This is a genomic window from Thiohalobacter thiocyanaticus, assembly GCF_002356355.1.
In the GTDB taxonomy this organism is placed as follows: Bacteria; Pseudomonadota; Gammaproteobacteria; order Thiohalobacterales; family Thiohalobacteraceae; genus Thiohalobacter; species Thiohalobacter thiocyanaticus_A.
Map to the genome: position 1 here is coordinate 107,377 of NZ_AP018052.1, position 20,838 is coordinate 128,214.

The following is a 20,838-nucleotide window of genomic DNA, read 5'->3' on the forward strand; positions in this document are numbered from 1 at the left end:
AGACAACCCATATCATTCCCTCTCCCCCTCAGGGGGAGAGGGGCAGGGGTGAGGGGGGAATTGAAATCACGCCGGCGCCAGGTTGGCGTACGCCACCACCAGCCACTTGGGCCCGGCCTCCTGGAAGTTCACCTGCACCCGCGCGTGCGGGCCGTTGCCCTCGTAGTTCAGCACCACGCCCTCGCCGAACTTGGGATGCTGCACCCGCGAGCCCAGCGCCAGTTCGGCATCGGCGGCTGCATCGGCAAACAGATTCGATGACGCGGTCGGCGCCGCGGCGCCCGGGCCGCCCCCGAACCCCCCATAGCTCGGCTGCGGCCGCACCTCCTGCAGCAGCCCCTGCGGCAGCTCGCGCAGGAAGCGCGAGGGGATGGCATAGTTCTCCTGGCCGTGCAGGCGACGCTTCTCGGCATAGCTCACATGCAGGCGCTGGCGGGCGCGGGTCATGCCGACGTAGCACAGGCGCCGTTCCTCCTCCAGCCGGCCCGGTTCGTCGGCCGACATCTGGTGCGGAAACAGGCCCTCCTCCAGCCCGGCCATGAACACCACCGGGAACTCCAGCCCCTTGGCCGAGTGCAGGGTCATCAGCTGCACGCAGTCCTCCCAGGCGTCGGCCTGGCCCTCGCCGGCCTCCAGCGCGGCGTGGGCGAGGAAGGCGGTCAGCGCATCGGGCTCGCCCTCGGTCAGATCCTCCTCGGCCTCCTCCGGCACCTCGAAGGCGCGGGCGGCGTTGACCAGTTCCTCCAGGTTCTCGATCCGGGCCTGGCCGCGCTCGCCCTTCTCCTTTTTAAAGTGCTCGATCAGGCCGCTGGCCTGGATCATGGCCTCGGCCTGTTCGTGCAGTTCCAGATCCACAATGCTTTCGCCGGCGTTCTCGATCAGCTCGATGAAGTTGTTGAGCGCGTTCACCGCCCGGGCATTGAGCGCCTTCTCGGCGACGATGCGCCTCGCCGACTCCCACAGCGAGATATCCAGCGCCCGCGCCTGTTCGCGCACCGCGCCCACGGTGCGTTCGCCGATGCCGCGCGGCGGCTGGTTGACCACCCGTTCGAAGGAGGCGTCGTCGCCGCGGTTGTTGGCCAGGCGCAGGTAGCACAGGGCGTCCTTGATCTCGGCGCGCTCGAAGAAGCGCAGGCCGCCATACACTCTATAAGGTATGGCGCGCTGCATGAGTTGTTCCTCGAACACCCGCGACTGGGCGTTGGAACGGTACAGGATGGCGATCTCGGAGCGCGCCTGGCCGGTCTCGGTGAACTGCTCGATGCGGTCGACGACGTACTGCGCCTCCTCGTACTCGTTGTAGGCGTTGTACAACTCGATGGGCTCGCCGTCCTCGCCCTCGGTCCAGAGATTCTTGCCCATGCGCCCGGCGTTGTGGGCGATCAGCGCATTGGCCGCTGCCAGGATGGTGCCGGTGGAGCGGTAGTTCTGCTCCAGCCGCACCAGCTGGGTGCCCGGGAAGTCCTCGGAAAAGCGCTGGATGTTCTCGATCCGCGCCCCGCGCCAGCCGTAGATGGACTGGTCGTCGTCGCCGACGGCGAACACCCGCCCGGTCTGGCCGGCCAGCAGCCGCAGCCAGGCGTACTGGATGCTGTTGGTGTCCTGGAACTCGTCGACCAGGATGTGGCCGAAGCGCTGCTGGTAGTGCGCCAGCACCCGCGGGTATTTCAGCCACAGTTCGTGAGCGCGCAGCAGGATCTCGGCGAAATCCACCAGCCCCAGCCGCTGGCACAGTTCATCGTAGGCCGCGTAGACCCGGATCTGGGTCTTGAGGAAGGGATCGTCGAAGTGCTCGACGTGCTGCGGCCGCAGGCCCTCGTCCTTGCGCCCGTTGATGAACCACTGCAGCTGCTTGGGCGGAAAGCGCGCCTCGTCCAGCTCCAGCTGGCGCAGCACCCGCTTGACCAGGCGCAGCTGATCGTCGGAGTCGATGATCTGGAAAGTCTCGGGCAGCCCGGCCTCCTGCCAGTGAGCGCGCAGCAGCCGGTGCGCCAGCCCGTGGAAGGTGCCCACCCACATGCCGCGCGCCGGCACGCCCATGAGTTCCTCGATGCGCCCACGCATCTCGCGGGCTGCCTTGTTGGTGAAGGTCACCGCCAGGATCCCGAACGGCGAGACCCGCTCCACCTGGATCAGCCAGGCGATGCGATGCACCAGCACCCGGGTCTTGCCGCTGCCGGCCCCGGCCAGCACCAGCACATGCCCGGCCGGCGCCGTCACCGCCTCGCGCTGGGCGTCGTTCAGAGGGTCGATAATCGGGGAAACATCCATGTGGGTATTTTACCAGATCAGACGGCCTGCATCGCGGTGAAGCGGAAATCCAGGGGCAGAGGCAAAAGCTCCGGGCAGGCATGACGCACGACCACAGTTCCGGGTTTACTACCCGGCCCATGAAATCTCCATATTCTTTCCTATACTCAGGACGATCCGTCCTGAGCGACCGCAGAGAAAGGTATAAGGGCGCTTGCCCATCGGCATCTCCCTGTTCTCGCATTGCCTGTGATTAATAATGCAGGCTGCAGGAATGGTCACTGCTTTCAATTTCACTGCCCTGCCATCTCACACAGGAGGCACATCATGCGCATTTTTCTGACAACGTGGGTCGCGCTGGCACTGTTGATACTCAGCGGTTGCGGCGACGAGTCTGCAACATCGGGCGGGCAACCTCCCAACGGCGGCGAGCAGAGCAGTCAGGTCATCGCCCCATCAAAGGAGGGCGTCATCGGAAAATGGCGCGACAACGTAACGAACCCGATCTTCCACAGCAACGTCACCATTCTCGCCAAGGACGGCAAACTGTATTACGTCAACGAATACGACGACGGCAGTGAAAAGCGGATGGAGGTGGTCGAAAATAAGTCAGATCTCGGCCGCCGGTTCGATCCGGTAATTCCGTCGCGACTTGAAGACCACTGGGTGATTGACGAGAACGGAGACCTTCTGATGCGCGACAAGCACGGCACGGCCGCAGTCGCCAAAAAGATCGAATAGTGAGTAAAGGACGCCTGTAATAAATACAATTATTATCAACTGCGACGAGCCGCGGGTTCTCGATTTCTCTCTCATCGAGGCCATCCGGGTTCACGAATTTGAGCGGACGAATCTGATCGACCAGGCGATCTTTCTCATGTCGTATTCACCTTGGAATGGTTGCTGCCCATACGTCGACCTAAAGACGATCGATGTCTAATCACCGCAGTGAATTCGCGCCACTATGTGGTGCCGGTGCTCGCCACAGCTCGGCCGTTCATCCGGGGCGTTAAGCATGACACTTGCCACTAACCCAACATCACAGCCCATTATAGACTCGTACGAAATGAAATTTACGGCATACACAGAGTCCGACAAACAGGAAATTCAGCATCTGTTTACCGAGACATTCTCTGATTCGGCAAACCGGGCAGAGGGAGAGCTGATCGGCCAGCTGGTACTCGATTTGATGAATAATACCGGCGCTCGGGATATTTCCGGTTTTGTCGTCACTGAACATGAACGGATCATCGGCTGCATCTTCTTCACCCGGCTGACCTTCGACACACCTGTCGAGGCCTTTCTTCTGTCACCAGTAGCCGTTGATACAAAATACCAGGGCCGGGGGATCGGTCAACGCCTCATCAATTTCGGCCTTGACCAATATGAAGGCACAGGGCGTGAAACTGGTCTTCACCTATGGTGATCCGGGCTTTTATTCCAGGGGATTAAAGGGGTCGGCGACAAAACGCAATCATTCTCACTTGTCACCGACACATTTTAACACTTAGCTCATTCCCTTCCTCAGACCGACAAATGCCGCCGAAACAGCACCAGCGCCACCGAGAAAAACACCCCGGCAATCGCCACCAGCGCCAGCATCTGCGGCCACACCACTTCCATCCCCGCACCCCGGTAGAGAATGGCTTGGGCCATGCTCACGAAGTGAGTGGTGGGTGCGGCCAGCATCAGGTTCTGCACCAGCTCGGGCATGCTTTCCCGGGGGGTAATGCCGCCAGATAATAACTGCAAGGGCAGGATGGTGAGGATCAGCAGCAGGCCGAACTGGGGCATGGTGCGGGCCACGGTGCCGATCAGGATGCCGATGGCGGTGGTCGAAAACAGGTGAATCAGTGCCCCAAGCAGGAACAGCCATACGGAGCCGGCAATGGGTACGTCCAGCCAGCCCTGAATCACCAGGGTGATCGACACAGACGCCGCCAGCAACACCACCAGGCCGTTGGCCCATACCTTGGACGCCATGATCTCGAACGGTCGTAGCGGCATGACCATCAGGTGTTCCACGGTGCCGTGTTCCCGCTCGCGAATCAGGGCGGCACCGGTCAGTATGATGCTGATCATGGTGACCTGGCTGATCAGCTCCATCACGCCACCAAACCAGGTGCCGTCCAGATTGGGGTTGAAGCTGGCGCGGCTCACCAGGGTCACCGGCAGGTTGTCATTGGCACTGCCGGGCTGCAGAAACTCGGCCACTTCGGTCATGGCTAAGCGCTGAATGTAGGTGGTGCCGATAAAGGCCTGGCTCATGCGGGTGGCGTCGATGTTCAGCTGCAGGCTCACCGGCTGGCCCTGGCGCACCTTGCGCTCGAAGCCCTCCGGGATCACCAGGGCAAAGGTGTGGCTGCCCTTGTCAAGCAACTCATCGATCTCGCCGTAGTCCACCATGTCCGGGGTCAGGAACCAGGGCGGCTGCAGGGCGTTGATGACCCGGTTCGAGAGCACGGTCCGGTCTTCATCCACCACCGCCACCGGGGCGTTGTGCAGCTCCATGGAGCCGGCGGACCCGGCGGTGTAGATCATCACGCTGAAGGCCATCAGCACAAAGATCATCAGCACCTTGTCCTGCCACAGGCTGCGCAGTTCCTTGATGCCCAGGTGCCAGATGTTGCCGAGGGATTCCATCATCAGCGCCCCTGTTTCCGCAGCAGCACCATGGCCAGGCCGGTGAGCACCGGGATAAACGCCGCCAGGGCCAGGAAGGCCCCCTGCAGGTCGGCCAGGGTCAGGCCCTTGGTGAATACACCGCGGCTGATCTGCAAAAACCAGGTGGCCGGCCAGAGGGGGCCGATCCAGGCGCCGGCGCCGCTGAGGGAGGACACCGGTTCGGTGAGGCCCGAGAACTGCACGGTGGGCAGGATACTGATGATGGCGGTAGCGGCCAGTGCGGCAATCTGGGTGGAGGCGAAGGTGGACATCACCTGACCCAGGGCGGTGGTGGCGGTGACGAAGAGCAGCGCGCCCAGGCTGAGGGAGAGCAGGCCACCCTTGAGCGGCACGTCAAACAGGTACACCGCCAGCAGGACCAGGCTGGCGTAGCTGACCATGCTGAAGACGATGTAGGGCAGCTGCTTGCCGAGCAGGAACTCCAGCCGGGTCACCGGGGTGACGTAGAGGTTGGTGATGGAGCCGAGCTCCTTCTCGCGCACGATACCCAGGGCCATCAGGATGGCAGGAATAAAGATCAGCAGGATCGGGATCACCGCCGGCACCATGGCGTCCAAGCTGCGGAAATCCTGGTTGTAGCGGTAGCGGTCCTCCAGGCTGACCAGGCTCAGGCGGGGCGCCTCGCCCCAGGCGCGCCGGGCCTGCTCGCTCAGGTAGCTGACGTGCATGCCCTGCACATACCCCATGATGGTCTCGCCGCGAAAGGGCATGGCGCCATCCACCCACACCGCCAGCTCGGTGTCGCGACCGCGTTTCATGTCGCGGCCGAAGCCGGCGGGGATCTCGATGGCCAGGCTCAGCTCCCCCGAACGCATGCGCCGCTCCAGCTCCTCGGCAGTGGACAGGGCATGGCGCTCGACAAAATAGCGGGAGCCGGAGAGGGCGGCGACGTAGTCCCGGCTCTGGGGCGTCTGGTCCCGGTCCAGCACGGCAAAGGGCAGATTTTCCACATCCATGGTGATGCCGTAGCCGAGGATCAGCATCAGCAGTGCCGAACCGAGGAAGGCGAAGGCCATGCGGATCGGGTCGCGCAGCAGCTCCCGCGCCTCGCGCCGGGCGTAGGCCAGCAGCCGTTGCGGGCTGAAGGCCCTGGGGCGTTCCGGCTGCCCGCTGTTGCCCTGGCTCAGCAGCTTGCCGCCGTTCTGGCGCTCCGGTTCCTTGTCCACCGCTTCCAGGGTGGTCATGAAGGCGCCTTCCAGGCTGTCGCTGCCGGTCTGTTCGATCAGGGCCGCCGGGGTGTCGCAGGCCAGCACTTCGCCGGCGTGCATCAGCGAGATGCGGTCGCAGCGCTCGCCCTCGTTCATGAAGTGGGTGGAGATGAAGATGGTCACCCCGTCCTCCCGGGACAGGCGCATCAGCAATTCCCAGAAGCGGTTGCGCGCCCCCGGGTCCACCCCCGAGGTGGGTTCGTCCAGAATCAGCAGCTCCGGTTCGTGTACCACCGCGACCGCCAGGGACAGGCGCTGGCGCACGCCCAGGGGCAGGGCACCGGCGGGGTGGTCGAGCACATTCTCCAGGCCGAACTCCCGGGTCAGGGTGGTGATGCGCCCGGCAATTTTCTCCGCCGGCAGATGAAACAGGCGGGCGTGCAGGTCGAGGTTCTGGCGCACGCTCAGCTCGCCGTAGAGCGAGAACGACTGCGACATGTAGCCGACCCGGCGGCGGGTGGCCAGATCTTTGGCATCCAGCGGCTCGCCGAACAGCGCCACCGCTCCTTCGGTCGGGGTGAGCAGGCCGGTGAGCATTTTCATGGTGGTGGTCTTGCCGCAGCCGTTGGAGCCCAGGAAGCCGAAGATCTCGCCCTTGGGGATGGCAAAGCTGACGTCCCGCACCGCGGTGAAGTGGCCGAATTTCAGGGTCAGGTGTTCGGCCACGATGGCCGGGCTGCCATTGCCATTGTTGCTGCCGGTGGGTGGTGCTGCCGCTTGTGCCGCTGTCGACCTGCCCGGCTCCTGTTCCTGGCGGCTGTCCGGCAGCAGGGCGATAAAGGCATCATCCAGGGTGTCGGTGCCGGTCTGCCGGTGCAGCTCGGCGGGGGAACCGGTGGCCAGCACCTTCCCGGCGTCCATCGCCACCAGCCAGTCGTAGCGTTCCGCCTCTTCCATGTAGGCGGTGGCCACCAGCACACTCATGCCGGCTCGCTGCTGGCGGATAGTGTCGATCAGGTCCCAGAAGCGTTTGCGGGAGAGCGGGTCGACGCCGGTGGTGGGCTCGTCCAGGATCAACAGGTCGGGGTGGTGGATCAGCGCGCAGCACAGGCCCAGCTTCTGCTTCATGCCACCGGAGAGCTTGCCGGCGGGGCGGTCGCGGAATTCCAGCAGGCCGGTGGCCTCCAGCAGGCGATCGATCTGCTGCCGGCGGGAAGGGCCGCTGAGCCCGAACAGGTCGGCGAAGAAGGCGAGGTTCTCGTCCACTGTCAGGCTGTGGTAGAGATTGCCGCCCAGGCCCTGGGGCATATAGGCGATGCGCGGGGCGGCGCGGGTGCGCACGCGGTGGCTGGCCATATCGCCGCCCAGTACCTGCAGGCGTCCCGCTTGCAGCTGGCGGGCGCCGGCAATCAGCCCCAGCAGGGTGGACTTGCCCACCCCGTCCGGGCCGATCAGGCCCACCATGCAGCCCGCGGGGATGGCCAGCGTGATATCGCGCAGCGCGGTGGTGTCCCCGTAGCGGTGACAGATGCCCTCCAGCCGGGCTGCGGCCTCAGCCATTGGGCAGCTTGACCGTCAGGCTGTCCGGCCAGGGCTGACTCTCGTCCAGGCGCACATAGGCCTCGCCCGGCACACCGGTCTTGACCCGGTCGCGATAGGTCTTGAGCAGGTCCGGGTTGATGCGGACACGCACCCGGAACATCAGCTTCTCCCGTTCGCTGCGGGTTTCGACCGACTTGGGCGTGAACTGCGCCTCCGCCGCGACAAAGCTGACCTCCGCCGGCACCACATAGTCCGGCAGGGCGTCCAGCGTAATGCGCGCGTCCGAACCCACCCGCACCCGGCCGGCCTGGGCCGTGGGCAGGAAGATGGTCATGTAGACGTCGGTGACATCGAGCACCGTGGCCACCTTGCCGCCGGCCGCCAGCACCTCACCGGGCTCCGCCAGCCGGTAGAGAACGCGGCCGCCCACCGGGGTGGTAAGCCGGCTGTCGTCGATGTTGGTCTGGATCTGGTGGATCGCCTCCCGGGCCGCCTCGATACCGGCGTCGGCGGAGGCCACCTGGGCCCGCGCGGCCTGCAGGGCGGCATCGGTGGTCTCCGCCGCGGTACGGGCGCGGTCCAGCTGCTCCCGGGAAGCGTGGCCCCGCTCCACCAGGGTCTGCATGCGGGCCAACTCGCTGTAGGCATAGCGCCGCTCGCTCTCCCGCTGGGCCACCACCGCCTCCGCCAGGTGGCGGGTCTGCTCCGCCTGGTGCAGATTGGCTTCGCCCGCCGCCAGGCGCGCCTGCAGCTCGTCGGTGTCCATGACGGCCAGCAACTGCCCGGTTTCCACCAGGTCGCCTTCGCGCACGGAAAACGATTCCAGCCGGCCAGGCAGGCGGGTGGCGATGTCCACTTCCGTGGCTTCAATGCGGCCGTTGCCGGAGGCGATGTGCGCGGGCAGCGCATCGCCGTCGGGTAGCAAGTACCAGGCGGCGAGGCCGGCGACCGCCAGGATCAGGAGGGCAGGGAGGAAGCGGGCGGCGGTTTTGGCGGCTTTTCCAGCCATGTTCAGTCCTTGGGTCAGTCTTGGGAGTCGGGAGAGCGTTTCAGTATAGAAGAACTGGTCGCCGCGATGGTAACGCCGATTAAGATGGTTTCGAATTCCGGAGTTCGTGCCAGTGGGCCTGCAGCCGTTCTACCTGTCCGTTGATTCCTCCAGGACGATATCTCCGGCGACCCATATTTACAGGTGGCGTGGGCTCGTCAGTATTTGGTATGGGAGGGGGCTGTTAGATTCATCAAAGCACGGCACTTGGACTCTTACCGAAAAGGGTCGTAAAGCGCATATTTCCTATCCAGATGACCGTACCCCTGAACCCGAGCCAGTCTGAACGTGGGAAATGAGCATATCAGGCCACCTCTCGAGCGAACACTGCGGGTGGTTTCCTGCCAAGTGAACGGCGTGCCCGGACATGGTTGTAATACCCTCGCCAGTCTTCGATCGCGGATCGCGCGTCCGCCAGGCTGGCGAACCAATGCAGGTTGAGGCAGTAGTCGCGGAACTTGCCATTGAAGCTCTCGACAAAGGCATTCTGGGTCGGCTTGCCGGGCTGAATGAAATGCAGCGTCGGGTAGCCATAGCGGGGATACTGCTGGGCGAGCGCCTTGAATCGGGATCTCAGCTCACTGTCGTCGCGACCCTTGGGTCGATACCAGGCGGCGGAGCGGCTGCACCGGGTCAGCCGGCAGGCGCGTCGTTCGCTGACATGGCGGGCTTGAGGTGCTCCACGGCCCGGCGCCGCTGCGCGGCCGTCACCAGTTTCCCTCGACAAGCTCCTTGAGCGCGGCCTTGTCGAGCTCCGCCTCGGCCAGCAGCCGCTTGAGGTGGGCGTTCTGCTGCTCCAGGTCACGCAATCGGCTGGTCTCGCTGACCTCCAGCCCGCCGAACTTCGACTTCCAGCGGTAAATCGTGTTCTCACAGACCCCGTGGCGGCGCGCCAGATCTTCCACCCGGGCGCCAGTCTCATGCTCTTTCAGGATCGCGATGATCTGCTCTTCCGTATATCGCTTGCGCTTCATCTTGGGACCTCCCTCGGTCATAATCATAGGGAGATCCCACATGCCATGGGGCTCGGATTACGGGGGTACGGTCACCAGATTAAACACTCGACAGGCCTGTCGCAAAACGCGATCGGTTATATCTGCTGCAAAACCCTACCGGGCCATTTTTCGGGCCAGGCCCGCAGCAGGCCCACAACATTCGTGACAAAAGCAGGATGACATGCAAGAGAATGACTTTGAAATAGATCCGGAAAAAATGCACACCCCCAGCCATAAACTGCTGGTCACAACCCCCATGGCCGCAATCATGGTGAGCGGGAAGGCCAACAGCGAATGGGCGGACCTGCTGGAATCCATCGGGCCGATCTACAGTTCAGCGGCGGAGGATACCGGCGGCGAGGTCAACGAGGCGCTCAGAACCGTGGCGTTCATGCTCCAGGGCGGTGACAGGCTGATCAGAAAGTATTTTGAAAATGAAGAGCTGACGTTCGACCGGATGATGGAACTCTCCGCTACCGGCGCCGATGTCTGGATCTGCAAATTGAGTGACGGCGAGATTGCAAAGCCCGATGCGATCAAACTGTTCAAGGCCATCCAGGCCGGGTTGGTCGGGGCGCTTGGCGATCTGCGCGATGAAAATGAAATGATCGATCAACTCATCCGGATCCAGGACAAGGCGGTTGAACACATTGCGTCATTGAACTGAGGCAGCTTATGGTGTCTTTCTCTACACCGCTTGTGAACGCGCAAGCCATGGCCCTGGATCCTGGCATGCGCCGGGATGCCGCGGTCAAACCGGGCGTCATCCGGGCGGCCACGGGGAAAGGATGCGGAGCACGAACGGTAACGGCCACATTCTGTTGCCGTACCCTGTCTGCAATACTCCGGGTTCCGCGCACCGGAGACCCCCTGTGAGCAATCAACGGCGGGCCCTGTTCCTGTCACATGGCGGCGGCCCCCTGCCGCTGCTGGGGGACGGCGCGCATGCCGAGATGGTCGCGCAGCTGAAGGCGATTGCAGCGACCATAAAACGCCCCGCGGCCATCATCGTGGTCAGCGCTCACTGGGAGGCGCCCAAACCGACCATCACCTCCGGCGCCGGTCCGGAACTGATATACGACTACAGCGGCTTTCCGGCGGAATCCTACGCTATCGAATACCCCTGCCCGGGTGAGCCGCGGCTGGCGCGCGCCATCGCCGATCAACTGAAAACGTCCGGCATCAGCGCACAGCTGGACGAGGCCCGTGGCTTTGATCACGGCCTGTTCGTGCCCCTCAAGATCATGTATCCGGAGGCGGACATCCCCTGCGTTCAGCTGTCGCTGGTCGACAGCCTCGATCCCGCCGAGCACATCCGGCTCGGGCGTGCGCTGCTGGGCCTGGGCGATCCATCACTGCTCCTGATCGGCTCCGGATTCTCCTTCCACAACATGCGGGCCTTCTTCGCGTCCGAGACCGCCGAAGCAAGGTCGATGAACACATCCTTCGAGCAGTGGCTGCTCTCGACCTGCAGCGACCGGTCCATTGGCGAGGAGGAACGATGCCAGCGGCTGGAGAACTGGGAATCCGCGCCTTTCGCGCGTTACTGCCATCCCCGGGAGGAACACCTGCTGCCCCTGCATGTGTGTTACGGGTTTGCCGGTGCCGCCTGCTCGAATTCCTATGAATTGCAGATCCTCAACAAGCAATCGAGCATGTACCTGTGGGACGCCTGATGCCGCCGCGGCCTCTTGATTCCGGACTGCGCCGGGATGACGGTTCCGGCGAACCGCGCATCCGACCCCGCCCTCGTCTCATCTATCTGAGCGCTGCTTCCGCATGGACATAAGGATACGCACAACCACCGATGCCGACACGGCGGCCATCGCCGCTTTGCTCAATGCCGCCTTCGGCCCGGACCAGGGTCCGGAGATCGCCGCCCTGGTCGCCGATCTGCTGCATGACCCCAGCGCGCGTCCGCTGTTGTCGCTGGCCGCGACCCGGGAGGGCCGCATGGTCGGTTATATCCTGTTCACGCACACGCAGATCGCTGGCGCGGAGCCTACCGTTTCCTCGGCCATCCTCGCGCCCATGGCCGTCCACCCGGACCATCAGGGCCAGGGCATCGGCGGGCGTCTCATCGCGGCAGGACTGGAGCAGCTGAAAGCGGCCGGGGTACAGCTGGTGTTCGTACTCGGCCATCCCGGCTACTACCCCAGGTACGGCTTCGATCCCGCCGGAGAGCGTGGCCTGGAGGCGCCGCACCCCATCCCGGGCGAACAGGCTGCCGCCTGGATGGTGCAGGAACTGCAGCCGAGCGTGATCGGCAATGTGAGCGGGCGAGTGGTGTGCGCGGATACGCTCAATGATCCGAAGCACTGGCAGGAGTGAGTCGACGGCCCTTCGGTACTGAATCAGCGGCCAGCCTGCCTTGCGGATGGCTGCGAAACTTTCGCGACGGTATGCTGATCTCATTCATGTGTTTCACCTGACGCCAACCTGGAATCGCCCATGACCAAACCCATCATCGCCAACAACCAACCTGTCCGCGTCGATCTGACCGAGGGCGAGGAATACTATTTCTGCGTCTGCGGCCGCTCCGCCAATCAGCCGTTCTGCGATGGCTCCCACGCCGGGACCGACTTCACGCCGCTTGCCTTCACGGCCGAGGAGACCGGCGAGGCCTGGCTGTGCGCCTGCAAGCACACGGGCAACCGACCCTACTGCGACGGCACCCATCAGCAGTTCTCCGATGACCAGGTGGGCCAGGAAGGAGCGGGCGTCGACGCGGCCTCGGACGACACCATGCCCGCGCCGCAGGCAACGGCGGAGGAACCCCAGGTCGAGTTCATCCACCGGCTGGCCGAGGAAGGGCTGGACGCCATGGGCCAGCACGGTCCGGTCGCGGCGATGGGCGTGCCGCGCGAGCGCCTGCCGAAGTGGGACGACATCCAGATCATGGTGGCCCAGCTGGACCGCCGGCCACTGGCCGAGGATGTCGGGGTGGCGACCGAACTGGTGATCGGCCCCGAGAGCCGCAAGCCGCTGCGGCTCGACATCCCGCTGCTGGTCTCGGACATGAGCTTCGGTTCCCTGTCGGAGGAGGCCAAGATCGCCCTGGCCACCGGGGCGGAGCTGGCCGGCACCGGCATCTGCTCCGGCGAGGGCGGCATGCTGCCGGAGGAGCAGGCCGCCAACCGCCGCTACTTCTACGAGCTGGCCTCGGCCAGGTTCGGCTACCGGGAGGAGTTGCTGGAGCGGGTCCAGGCCTTTCACTTCAAAGGCGGCCAGGCCGCCAAGACCGGCACCGGCGGACACCTGCCGGCGGCCAAGAACACCGGCCGCATCCCCGAGGTGCGCGGCATTCCGGCGGGCGAGCCGGCGATCTCGCCGCCGACCTTCGAGGACCTGGCCACGCCGAAGGATTTCCGCCGCTTCGCCGAGCGGGTGCGCGAGATCAGCGGCGGCATCCCGGTCGGCTTCAAGCTCAGCGCCAACCGCATCGAACACGACCTCGGCTTCGCGCTGGAGGCGGGCGCCGATTATGTCATCCTCGACGGCCGCGGCGGGGGCACCGGCGCCGCGCCGCTGCTGTTCCGCGATCACATCAGCGTGCCCACCATTCCGGCGCTGGCGCGCGCCCGGCGCTACCTGGACGAGAACGGCGCCAGCGGGCGGGTGACCCTGATCGTCACCGGCGGCCTGCGGGTACCGGCCGATTTCATCAAGGCGCTGGCCCTGGGCGCCGATGGGATCGCCCTGGCCAACAGCGCCATGCAGGCCATCGGCTGCGTGGGGGCGCGCATCTGCCACACCAACAACTGCCCCTCCGGCATCGCCACCCAGAAGCCGGAACTGCGCCGGCGCCTGGACGTCGATCACGCCGCCCGGCGGCTGGCGCGTTTCTTCGCGGCCTCGGTGGAACTGATGCAGGTGATGGCGCGGGCCTGCGGGCATGCGCGCCTGGCGGATTTCAGCCGCGAGGATCTGGCGACCTTCGATCGCGACATGGCACGACTGTCGGGCATCGTCTACGCCGGCCTCGACGCCTCGGACTGAGGCGCCCGCGAATGTCCGCACCCCGCGCCGGACGCCAATTCTTCGGCCTGGTCGCCTGGCTGGGCATCAGTTACCTGGCCGCGGCTGCAGGCGCAATCGCCTCGATCGATGCAGGCGCATTCTATGCGCAGCTGGCGCGCCCGGCCTGGGCGCCGCCGGGCGGGGTGTTCGGGCCGGTGTGGACCCTGCTCTACGGCCTGATGGGGGTTGCCGCCTGGCTGGTCTGGCGCGCTGGCGACTCGCGCCGTGGGCGGCCGGCACTGACGCTGTTCCTGGTCCAGCTCGCGCTGAATGCACTCTGGAGCTGGCTGTTCTTCGCCTGGCATCTGGGCGGGGCGGCGTTTGCGAATATCCTGCTGCTGTGGCCCCTGATCCTGCTGACAACGCTCGGTTTCTGGCGGCTGCGGCCGCTGGCGGGCCTGCTGCTGCTGCCCTATCTGGCCTGGGTCGGTTTCGCGGCCCTGCTCAATCTTGCGGTGTGGCGGCTGAACCCCGTTCTGCTTGGCTGAGCGCCGGCCGTAGCCGGGGATCATGCACGGGCAACGCGGCCGCTGCCGGCCCGTGATTGACTTTAGCTGCCTTACGGTCAAGGATAGCGATAACAGTTAATGACTGATCAACGGGTCGCCCCCGGGTAGCTGCCGAGTCACAGGCACTGCACCGGGGGCGGCCTTTTTTACTCAGGCACAGGAAACCGCCATGTCCATGAAGCCCAATCTCGTCATTTCCTCCCTCGATGTGGAGCGGCTGGAGAAACTGCTCGATTCGATTTCCGACAAGACCTTTCCGGGCAGGGACGCACTCGAGGCCGAACTGGCGCGGGCCGAGGTCGTCGAGCCCACGGATGTTCCGCCGACCGTGGTCACCATGAATTCCACCGTCCGCTTCGAGGTCGAGTCGTCGGCCGAGACGTTCCAGCTGACGCTGGTGTACCCCAAGGATGTCGACACCTCCGGTCAGACCATCTCCATCCTGGCCCCCGTGGGCAGTGCGCTGCTGGGCCTGTCCCAGGGGGATGAGATCGAGTGGCCGAAGCCGGGCGGAGGCACCCTGCGGGTGCGCATCAAGGAGGTCATCTACCAGCCCGAACGGGCCGGCGAGTATCATCGCTAGACGGTCACCGCCGCGCCTGGGCCGAAACCCGCAGCAACAACCGGATACTGCGCGCATCGGCATGGACGGCATCGATGCGCACCCGGTCGCGCACCGCGGCGGGGATGCGCCGGCCCCACTGGTGCTCCTCCATGAAGTGGTCCAGGTTCAGACGCAGGCGCTCGCCCTGACGGTCCACGCCGTCGAGCGCGGCCAGCGCCGCGAGCATAGGGGATTTCACCGGAAAGGGCTGGATCTTCTCGGGCACCAGCACAAGGCCGCGGGGCGGATCGTCCGGACCGGGCGCCTCCAGCCGGAAGCGGGCGTTGAATTCGATCCAGACACCGGCCTTTCTGCGGCCGCTGATGCTCAGATGCGTGGGCGCGCCGGGCCGGATCCGCAGGTCCTCGAGGCTGTCCCCGGCCAGCCGCCGGCACAACCGCTCCAGGACCGCGCCGGGCACGGGCAGGCCGATACCCTCGCGCGCTGCCCGGTAGGACCACCAGGCCACGGTCATCAATCCCTTTGTCCACAATCGTGCCATGGCGTTACCCCTCGCGGCGGAGCGCCAGCTTAGCCCATTTCTCCGCCCGGGTCAGGCCGCGCAGCAGCCAAATCCAACGGAACGCGCAGGGTCTTCGGGGGCCCGCCGTTCGCGACGGTTGTTATACTCCTGGTGCGACTCCGAAACGAATCAGGCAACAGGCGAGGCCACCATGGGTGAAGTCATCGAATTCAGACGCGCCAAATTCAGCGTCGGCGACATCATCCACCACACGCGCTTCGACTATCGCGGCGTGGTGGTGGACGTGGACCCGACCTTCCAGTCCACCGACGCATGGTACGAACAGGTAGCGAAATCCCGGCCGCCCAGGGACAAGCCCTGGTACCATGTGCTGGTGCACGGCTCCGACCACATGACCTACGTCGCCGAGCGCCACCTGGAAGCGGACACGAGCGGCGAGCCGGTCCAGCATCCACTGCTGGAGTTGTATTTCTCGCGGCTGGAGAACGGGCGGTATGTGCAGGAGGGGAAGGCGAACTAGTCGGCGGCTGTATTCTCACCCCCTCCCATCCTTGTTATGCCCTATGGGTAACCCCGTCAAGGGGGAGGAGACAGGGTTAAATAATCTTTTCAACCGGGGCATGCGATGGATATCTGGGTCGATGCGGATGCATGCCCTGCGGTAATCAAGGACATCCTGTTCCGGGCGGCCATGCGCACGGAGACACGACTCACCCTGGTCGCCAACCAGGCCCTGCGGGTGCCGAAATCGCCCTGCATTCATACCCTGCAGGTCGGTGCCGGTTTCGACGTGGCGGATGATGCCATCGTCGAGCGGGTTCAACCCGGCGATCTGGTCATCACCGCCGACATCCCGCTGGCCGACGCCGTCATCAGCAAGGGGGCGCGCGCGCTCAACCCGCGCGGTGAGCTCTACACTGAGGACAACATCAAGGCGACGCTGAACATGCGTGACTTCATGGACACCCTGCGCTCCAGCGGCATCCAGACCGGCGGCGCCGCCGCCCTGAGCCAGCGCGACCGCCAGCAATTCGCCAACCAGCTCGACCGCCTGCTGGCCCATAGCTGATCTGTGTCATTGCCTGCCGGCTACGCGGCACCAATGATGGGGCTGTACAGGGTGCCAGCGAAACAGGGAGTCGGGCGCGGTGAAGAACATCTTTGTCCTCGGTGCGGATGAGTTCAACCTGGCCCAGATGCGCGCACTGCCGGACGCACGCGATTACCGCTTCCATACACTGTTCAGCCATGAGGAGATCCGTGGCGGCGCGGCGATCCCGGCCCGGTGGCTGCACGAGGCGGGCCTGCAGCGGCTGCATGACTTTGCCGGCAGCATCGATGCCATCGTCGGCTACTGGGATTTTCCGGTCAGCACCCTGCTGCCGCTGCTGCGCCAGCCCTTCGGCCTGCCCTCGCCGAGCTTCGCGGCAATGCTGAAGTGCGAGCACAAGTACTGGAGCCGGCTGGAACAGCAGCAGGTCGTCGCCGATCACATCCCGCCCTTCTGCGCCGTCGATCCCTTCGCCGACAATCCGCGCAGCCGGATACCGCTGGATTACCCCTTCTGGATCAAGCCGGTGAAGGCCGCCTCCTCGCACCTGGCCTTCCGGGTGGATAATGGCCGCATGCTGGAGTCGGTGCTGTCCCGCATCCGCGCCAGCCTGTTCCGCTTCGCCGAACCGTTCAACTATCTGCTGCACTTCGCCGAGCTGCCGCCGGCGGTCGCCGCCATCGACGGTTTCCACTGCATCGCCGAGGGCGTGATCTCACGCGGACGTCAGTGCACGCTGGAAGGGTATGTATTCCAGGGCGAGGTGGTGATCTACGGCGCGGTGGATTCCATCCGCGAGGGCCGGCACCGTTCCAGCTTCGCCCGCTACGAGTATCCGTCAAACATCCCGCACCGGGTGCAGCAGCGGATGATCGCGCTGACCGCACGCTTCATGCGCCACATCGGCTTCGACAACGGGCCCTTCAACATCGAGTACTACTGGGAATCGGGCAACGACCGGCTGTGGCTGCTGGAGGTCAACACCCGCATCTCCAAGTCCCATTGCCCGCTGTTCCGGGCGGTGGACGGGTTGAGCCATCATCAGGTGATGCTGGACCTCGGCCTGGGCCGGCAGCCGCGCTTCCCGCAGCGCCAGGGCCGGTGGCGCCATGCGGCCAAGTTCATGTGGCGTGTGCATGAAGATGCTATGGTTGAACGAGTGCCAACGGAGCAGGAGATCGCCGCCGTATGCGAGCGTTTCCCGGGGACCGACATCCAGCTGCACGTGGAGCCCGGCATGCGGCTGTCCAAGTTGCGCGACCAGGACAGCTACAGCTACGAAATCGCGGTCATCTTCACCGGGGCGCAGAACCGTCGGGCGCTGCTGCCGAAGTACCGCGCCATTCAGCAGGCGTTGGTCCTGAAACTCCAATGACAGGGGGCAGGGATGAAGATTGTTGACCGCTTTCCCCACCACCTCCGCCACATCGAACACACCTGGATACCGATGCCGGACGGCACCCGTCTGGCCGCGCGCATCTGGATGCCGGCGGACGCCGAGTCCAGCCCGGTACCGGCCATCCTGGAATACATCCCCTACCGCAAGCGCGACGGTGTGCGGCTGCGCGACGAGACCATGCACCCTTACTTCGCCGGCCACGGCTACGCCAGTGTACGCGTGGACATCCGCGGCAGCGGCGACTCCGAGGGTGTACTGACCGATGAATATCTGCAGCAGGAACTCGACGACGGTGTCGCCATCATCGAGTGGCTGGCGAAACAGCCCTGGTGCAGCGGCCGGGTCGGCATGATCGGCATCTCCTGGGGCGGCTTCAACGGCCTGCAGATCGCCGCCCTGCAGCCGGCCGCGCTGGGTGCGGTGGTCAGCGTCTGTTCCACCGACGACCGTTATGCCGACGACGTGCACTACATGGGCGGCTGCCTGCTGGGCGACAACCTGTCCTGGGCCTCAACCATGTTCGCCTACAACTCGCTGCCGCCGGATCCCGAGATCGTCGGCGAGCAGTGGCGCGACCTGTGGTTCCAGCGCCTGGAGCATAGCGGGCTGTGGCTGGATACCTGGCTGCAGCATCAGCACCGCGACGACTACTGGGAGCACGGCTCCATCTGCGAGGACTACTCGCGGATGCACACACCCGTGATGGCGGTCAGCGGCTGGGCCGACGGCTACAGCAACGCGGTGCTCCGGCTGCTGGCCAACCTGCCGGGACCGCGCCTGGGCCTGATCGGCCCCTGGAGTCACAAGTACCCCCACCTCGGTGTGCCCGGCCCGGCCATCGGCTTTCTACAGGAATGCCTGCGCTGGTGGGATCACTGGCTGAAGGGCCTCGACACCGGCATCATGAACGAACCCATGCTGCGCGCCTGGATGCTGGAGAGCATGCCGCCGTCGACCTTCTATCACCAGCGCTACGGCCGCTGGATCAGCGAGCCCGACTGGCCCTCTCCCAACATCGAAACCCGGACCTGGAAGCTGGCCGAGTACCGGCTCGTCGACGCGGATACCGAGGTGGCGGAACGCGAACTGCGGCTGCAGTCGCCGCTGAGCAACGGCCTGTTCGCCGGCAAATGGTGCTCCTACAGTGCGACGCCGGACCTGCCGCACGATCAGCGCGAGGAAGACGGCGGTGCGCTGCTGTTCACCACCGAGCCCTTCGCGGAAGGCTTCGAGATTTTGGGCGCCCCGGTGCTGGAGCTGGAACTGTCCGCCAGCCGGCCGGTGGCGATAATCGCGGTGCGCCTGTCCGACATGCGCCCGGACAACAAGGTCACGCGCGTGAGCTACGGCCTGCTCAACCTGACCCATCGCGACAGCCACGCCGCGCCCAGTCCGCTCGAGCCCGGCAAACGCTACCGGGTGCAGATCCAGCTCAATGACGCGGCCCAGGCCTTCCCCGCCGGGCACCGGATCCGGCTGGCCATCTCGACCTCCTACTTCCCCCTGGCCTGGCCGCCGCCCGAATCCACCCAGGTGCGCATCTATACCGGCACCTGCTGCCTGCGCCTGCCGGTACGGCCGCCGCGGGAGGAAGCGATCAGCTTCCCCGCGGCCGAGGCCGCGGCCAGCAGCGCGATGCAGCAGCTGCGTCCGGGCCATCAGGACTGGCGCGTGATCCGCGAACTGGACCAGGACATCTCCACCCTGGAGGTGATCAACGACAGCGGCAGCTACCGGCTGGACGACCTCAATCTGGTGGTCAGCCGCAAGGCCGAGGAGTGGTACTCCTATCAGGGGGATGATTTCCATTCACCGCGCGGCGAGACCCTCTGGGTACGCGGCCTCAAGCGCGGCGACTGGTCGGTGGAGACCATTACCCGCACCGTACTGACGGCCGATGCCGGCTGTTTCTATCTGGATGCCGAACTCGATGCCTACGAGGGTGACCGGCGAGTGTATTCCCAGAACTGGAACCGGCGCATCAAGCGTAACCTGGTCTGATCAGCGGGATACAGCGCCTGTGACCTGCGATGGGTGCGCCGCTGCGTGCCACACGGCTGTGACGGATTTCTCATTTCCGGTATCACGCCGGCATGCCGCGGCGAACACCCTCCGCCGGGTGCAGCAGCCTTCAGGCCCCGTTTTTCTCCCACCTTGACACGGTCGCCCCTGGCCGCGTCAGATTGTTGGCATTTTCAACCGGTTCCATTCTCCGGCGACAGGTGTATATTCTGGCTCCCGCCCCAGACTCCACGATGCCGAATCCAGATCGCCATGCTACGCATCATCGTCATGAACGCCAAAGGCGGTTGCGGTAAAACCACTGTGGCAACCAACCTCGCCAGCTACTACGCCCACCAGGGCGTGGGAACGGCGCTGTTCGATTACGACCCTCAGGGCTCGGCCATGCGCTGGGCCGTGCAACGGCCGCGGGGCCGGGCTGCAATCTACCACCTGGCCGCGCACAGACCGCCCAGACCGGGCATGACCCGCGCCTTCCACATGCGGGTGCCGCCCGACACCCGCCGCATCATCATCGACACGCCCGCCGGCTTCGACGGGATCGACTTCGAGGACCGGGTCGCCGAGGCGGACGTCATCCTGATCCCCGTGCTGCAGTCCGCGATCGACATCCAGTCCTCGGCGGATTTCATTCGCGACCTGTTGCTCAAGGGCCGGGTGCGGGCGCAGAACAAGGCGCTCGGCATCATCGCCAACCGGCTGCGATTCAATACCCGCTCGCTATCCAAACTCGAACGCTTCCTGGATGAACTCGGCATGCCGGTGGCCGCGCGGCTGCGTGACACCCAGCAGTACCTCCAGGCCAGTGAGGAAGGTCTCGGCATCCACGAACTGGACTACCGGGAACACAGCCGCGATGCCGCCCCCTGGCAACAGCTGTGCGACTGGCTCGACCGTATCGAGATGTCCCGACAGGCAAGCCTGGGCGGTGAACTGCAGTTCCCGGCGCAGCCGGTCGGCGGGCCGCATGACAAGGATTCGGGCATCAACCGCGACCGGTAGGGCCGCCCGTGTTCATCACCCCGTCCCCGCCGCGCCGGCTTGCATTATCCGCGCCCCCTATATATGTTGATCCGCCTGC

18 protein-coding genes and 1 pseudogene are annotated in these 20,838 nt (G+C 65.1%); 13 read left to right on the plus strand and 6 right to left on the minus strand.

Annotation, left to right across the window (positions count from 1 at the left end; translation table 11 throughout):
* Nucleotides 1–66: 66 nt before the first annotated feature.
* Nucleotides 67–2,271: a DNA helicase II gene (uvrD, locus tag CFK21_RS00505; RefSeq protein WP_096363679.1), complete on the minus strand. Its 2,205-nt coding sequence runs from the start codon at nucleotides 2,269–2,271 to the stop codon at nucleotides 67–69.
* A 306-nt stretch (nucleotides 2,272–2,577) separates the two neighbouring features.
* Here uvrD and CFK21_RS00510 point away from each other — a divergent pair, with 306 nt between their 5' ends.
* Together CFK21_RS00510 and CFK21_RS00515 are read left to right on the plus strand one after the other, a co-directional pair.
* A complete protein-coding gene (locus tag CFK21_RS00510; protein WP_096363681.1) occupies nucleotides 2,578–2,991 on the plus strand; it encodes a hypothetical protein in 414 nt (137 codons plus the stop codon).
* Between the two features lie 274 nt (nucleotides 2,992–3,265).
* The gene (locus CFK21_RS00515) at nucleotides 3,266–3,676 is read left to right on the plus strand and encodes a GNAT family N-acetyltransferase (RefSeq protein ID WP_157745198.1); all 411 of its coding nucleotides are present in this window, start codon (nucleotides 3,266–3,268) and stop codon (nucleotides 3,674–3,676) included.
* Nucleotides 3,677–3,774: 98 nt separating this feature from the next.
* Here CFK21_RS00515 and CFK21_RS00520 read toward each other — a convergent pair whose 3' ends face one another.
* The 4 genes and pseudogenes from CFK21_RS00520 to CFK21_RS00535 form a co-directional block, all read right to left on the minus strand.
* Nucleotides 3,775–4,893, minus strand: coding sequence for an ABC transporter permease (locus CFK21_RS00520; RefSeq protein ID WP_096367425.1), 1,119 nt, complete (start codon nucleotides 4,891–4,893; stop codon nucleotides 3,775–3,777).
* 2 nt (nucleotides 4,894–4,895) lie between these two features.
* Entirely contained in the window at nucleotides 4,896–7,643 is a 2,748-nt protein-coding gene (rbbA, locus tag CFK21_RS00525) for a ribosome-associated ATPase/putative transporter RbbA (protein WP_096363685.1), read from the minus strand.
* The gene (locus CFK21_RS00530) at nucleotides 7,636–8,634 is read right to left on the minus strand and encodes an HlyD family secretion protein (RefSeq protein ID WP_096363687.1); all 999 of its coding nucleotides are present in this window, start codon (nucleotides 8,632–8,634) and stop codon (nucleotides 7,636–7,638) included. The genes rbbA and CFK21_RS00530 overlap by 8 nt, the downstream gene beginning before the upstream one ends.
* 343 nt (nucleotides 8,635–8,977) lie before the next feature.
* Nucleotides 8,978–9,647 (minus strand): annotated as a pseudogene (locus CFK21_RS00535) (integrase core domain-containing protein).
* A gap of 202 nt (nucleotides 9,648–9,849) precedes the next feature.
* Here CFK21_RS00535 and CFK21_RS00540 point away from each other — a divergent pair.
* From CFK21_RS00540 to rnk, 6 genes are all read left to right on the plus strand, one after another.
* Nucleotides 9,850–10,335, plus strand: a complete 486-nt coding sequence (locus CFK21_RS00540) for a hypothetical protein (protein ID WP_157745200.1) — start codon at nucleotides 9,850–9,852, stop codon at nucleotides 10,333–10,335.
* Nucleotides 10,336–10,540: 205 nt separating this feature from the next.
* Complete coding sequence (locus tag CFK21_RS00545; protein WP_231971540.1) at nucleotides 10,541–11,344, plus strand: DODA-type extradiol aromatic ring-opening family dioxygenase; 804 nt, start codon at nucleotides 10,541–10,543, stop codon at nucleotides 11,342–11,344.
* A gap of 103 nt (nucleotides 11,345–11,447) precedes the next feature.
* The gene (locus tag CFK21_RS00550; RefSeq protein ID WP_096363693.1) at nucleotides 11,448–11,999 is read left to right on the plus strand and encodes a GNAT family N-acetyltransferase; all 552 of its coding nucleotides are present in this window, start codon (nucleotides 11,448–11,450) and stop codon (nucleotides 11,997–11,999) included.
* A 120-nt stretch (nucleotides 12,000–12,119) separates the two neighbouring features.
* Entirely contained in the window at nucleotides 12,120–13,667 is a 1,548-nt protein-coding gene (locus CFK21_RS00555; protein ID WP_096363695.1) for a glutamate synthase-related protein, read from the plus strand.
* A gap of 11 nt (nucleotides 13,668–13,678) precedes the next feature.
* Nucleotides 13,679–14,176 carry a TspO/MBR family protein gene (locus CFK21_RS00560; RefSeq protein WP_096363697.1) on the plus strand — a complete coding sequence of 166 codons (498 nt, stop codon included), beginning with the start codon at nucleotides 13,679–13,681 and terminating at the stop codon, nucleotides 14,174–14,176.
* A gap of 190 nt (nucleotides 14,177–14,366) precedes the next feature.
* Nucleotides 14,367–14,780 carry a nucleoside diphosphate kinase regulator gene (rnk, locus tag CFK21_RS00565; protein ID WP_096363699.1) on the plus strand — a complete coding sequence of 138 codons (414 nt, stop codon included), beginning with the start codon at nucleotides 14,367–14,369 and terminating at the stop codon, nucleotides 14,778–14,780.
* A gap of 4 nt (nucleotides 14,781–14,784) precedes the next feature.
* Here rnk and CFK21_RS00570 read toward each other — a convergent pair whose 3' ends face one another.
* Complete coding sequence (locus CFK21_RS00570) at nucleotides 14,785–15,303, minus strand: hypothetical protein (protein ID WP_157745202.1); 519 nt, start codon at nucleotides 15,301–15,303, stop codon at nucleotides 14,785–14,787.
* 172 nt (nucleotides 15,304–15,475) lie between these two features.
* Here CFK21_RS00570 and hspQ point away from each other — a divergent pair, with 172 nt between their 5' ends.
* The 5 genes from hspQ to CFK21_RS00595 all read left to right on the plus strand — a co-directional run bounded on the left by hspQ (nucleotide 15,476) and on the right by CFK21_RS00595 (nucleotide 20,759).
* Nucleotides 15,476–15,805: a heat shock protein HspQ gene (gene hspQ, locus CFK21_RS00575; protein ID WP_096363703.1), complete on the plus strand. Its 330-nt coding sequence runs from the start codon at nucleotides 15,476–15,478 to the stop codon at nucleotides 15,803–15,805.
* Between the two features lie 105 nt (nucleotides 15,806–15,910).
* Nucleotides 15,911–16,354 (plus strand): YaiI/YqxD family protein, encoded by a 444-nt coding sequence (locus CFK21_RS00580; RefSeq protein ID WP_096363705.1) that lies wholly within the window; start codon nucleotides 15,911–15,913, stop codon nucleotides 16,352–16,354.
* 127 nt (nucleotides 16,355–16,481) lie between these two features.
* Nucleotides 16,482–17,711: an ATP-grasp domain-containing protein gene (locus CFK21_RS00585; RefSeq protein WP_369801274.1), complete on the plus strand. Its 1,230-nt coding sequence runs from the start codon at nucleotides 16,482–16,484 to the stop codon at nucleotides 17,709–17,711.
* A 12-nt stretch (nucleotides 17,712–17,723) separates the two neighbouring features.
* Entirely contained in the window at nucleotides 17,724–19,736 is a 2,013-nt protein-coding gene (locus CFK21_RS00590) for a CocE/NonD family hydrolase (RefSeq protein WP_096363709.1), read from the plus strand.
* A 324-nt stretch (nucleotides 19,737–20,060) separates the two neighbouring features.
* Nucleotides 20,061–20,759, plus strand: coding sequence for a nucleotide-binding protein (locus CFK21_RS00595; RefSeq protein WP_231971541.1), 699 nt, complete (start codon nucleotides 20,061–20,063; stop codon nucleotides 20,757–20,759).
* The last annotated feature ends 79 nt before the right edge of the window (nucleotides 20,760–20,838 follow it).

What these genes read in the sequence shown, in the direction of transcription:
- rbbA (WP_096363685.1), bottom strand. Translation starts at nt 7,643, where the DNA reads ATGGCTGAGGCCGCAGCCCGGCTGGAGGGCATCTGTCACCGCTACGGG.
- CFK21_RS00590 (WP_096363709.1), top strand. Translation starts at nt 17,724, where the DNA reads ATGAAGATTGTTGACCGCTTTCCCCACCACCTCCGCCACATCGAACAC.
- uvrD (WP_096363679.1), bottom strand. Translation starts at nt 2,271, where the DNA reads ATGGATGTTTCCCCGATTATCGACCCTCTGAACGACGCCCAGCGCGAG.
- CFK21_RS00515 (WP_157745198.1), top strand. Translation starts at nt 3,266, where the DNA reads ATGACACTTGCCACTAACCCAACATCACAGCCCATTATAGACTCGTAC.
- hspQ (WP_096363703.1), top strand. Translation starts at nt 15,476, where the DNA reads ATGGGTGAAGTCATCGAATTCAGACGCGCCAAATTCAGCGTCGGCGAC.
- CFK21_RS00560 (WP_096363697.1), top strand. Translation starts at nt 13,679, where the DNA reads ATGTCCGCACCCCGCGCCGGACGCCAATTCTTCGGCCTGGTCGCCTGG.
- CFK21_RS00550 (WP_096363693.1), top strand. Translation starts at nt 11,448, where the DNA reads ATGGACATAAGGATACGCACAACCACCGATGCCGACACGGCGGCCATC.
- CFK21_RS00510 (WP_096363681.1), top strand. Translation starts at nt 2,578, where the DNA reads ATGCGCATTTTTCTGACAACGTGGGTCGCGCTGGCACTGTTGATACTC.
- CFK21_RS00580 (WP_096363705.1), top strand. Translation starts at nt 15,911, where the DNA reads ATGGATATCTGGGTCGATGCGGATGCATGCCCTGCGGTAATCAAGGAC.
- rnk (WP_096363699.1), top strand. Translation starts at nt 14,367, where the DNA reads ATGTCCATGAAGCCCAATCTCGTCATTTCCTCCCTCGATGTGGAGCGG.
- CFK21_RS00520 (WP_096367425.1), bottom strand. Translation starts at nt 4,893, where the DNA reads ATGGAATCCCTCGGCAACATCTGGCACCTGGGCATCAAGGAACTGCGC.
- CFK21_RS00585 (WP_369801274.1), top strand. Translation starts at nt 16,482, where the DNA reads ATGCGCGCACTGCCGGACGCACGCGATTACCGCTTCCATACACTGTTC.
- CFK21_RS00540 (WP_157745200.1), top strand. Translation starts at nt 9,850, where the DNA reads ATGCAAGAGAATGACTTTGAAATAGATCCGGAAAAAATGCACACCCCC.
- CFK21_RS00530 (WP_096363687.1), bottom strand. Translation starts at nt 8,634, where the DNA reads ATGGCTGGAAAAGCCGCCAAAACCGCCGCCCGCTTCCTCCCTGCCCTC.
- CFK21_RS00570 (WP_157745202.1), bottom strand. Translation starts at nt 15,303, where the DNA reads ATGGCACGATTGTGGACAAAGGGATTGATGACCGTGGCCTGGTGGTCC.
- CFK21_RS00555 (WP_096363695.1), top strand. Translation starts at nt 12,120, where the DNA reads ATGACCAAACCCATCATCGCCAACAACCAACCTGTCCGCGTCGATCTG.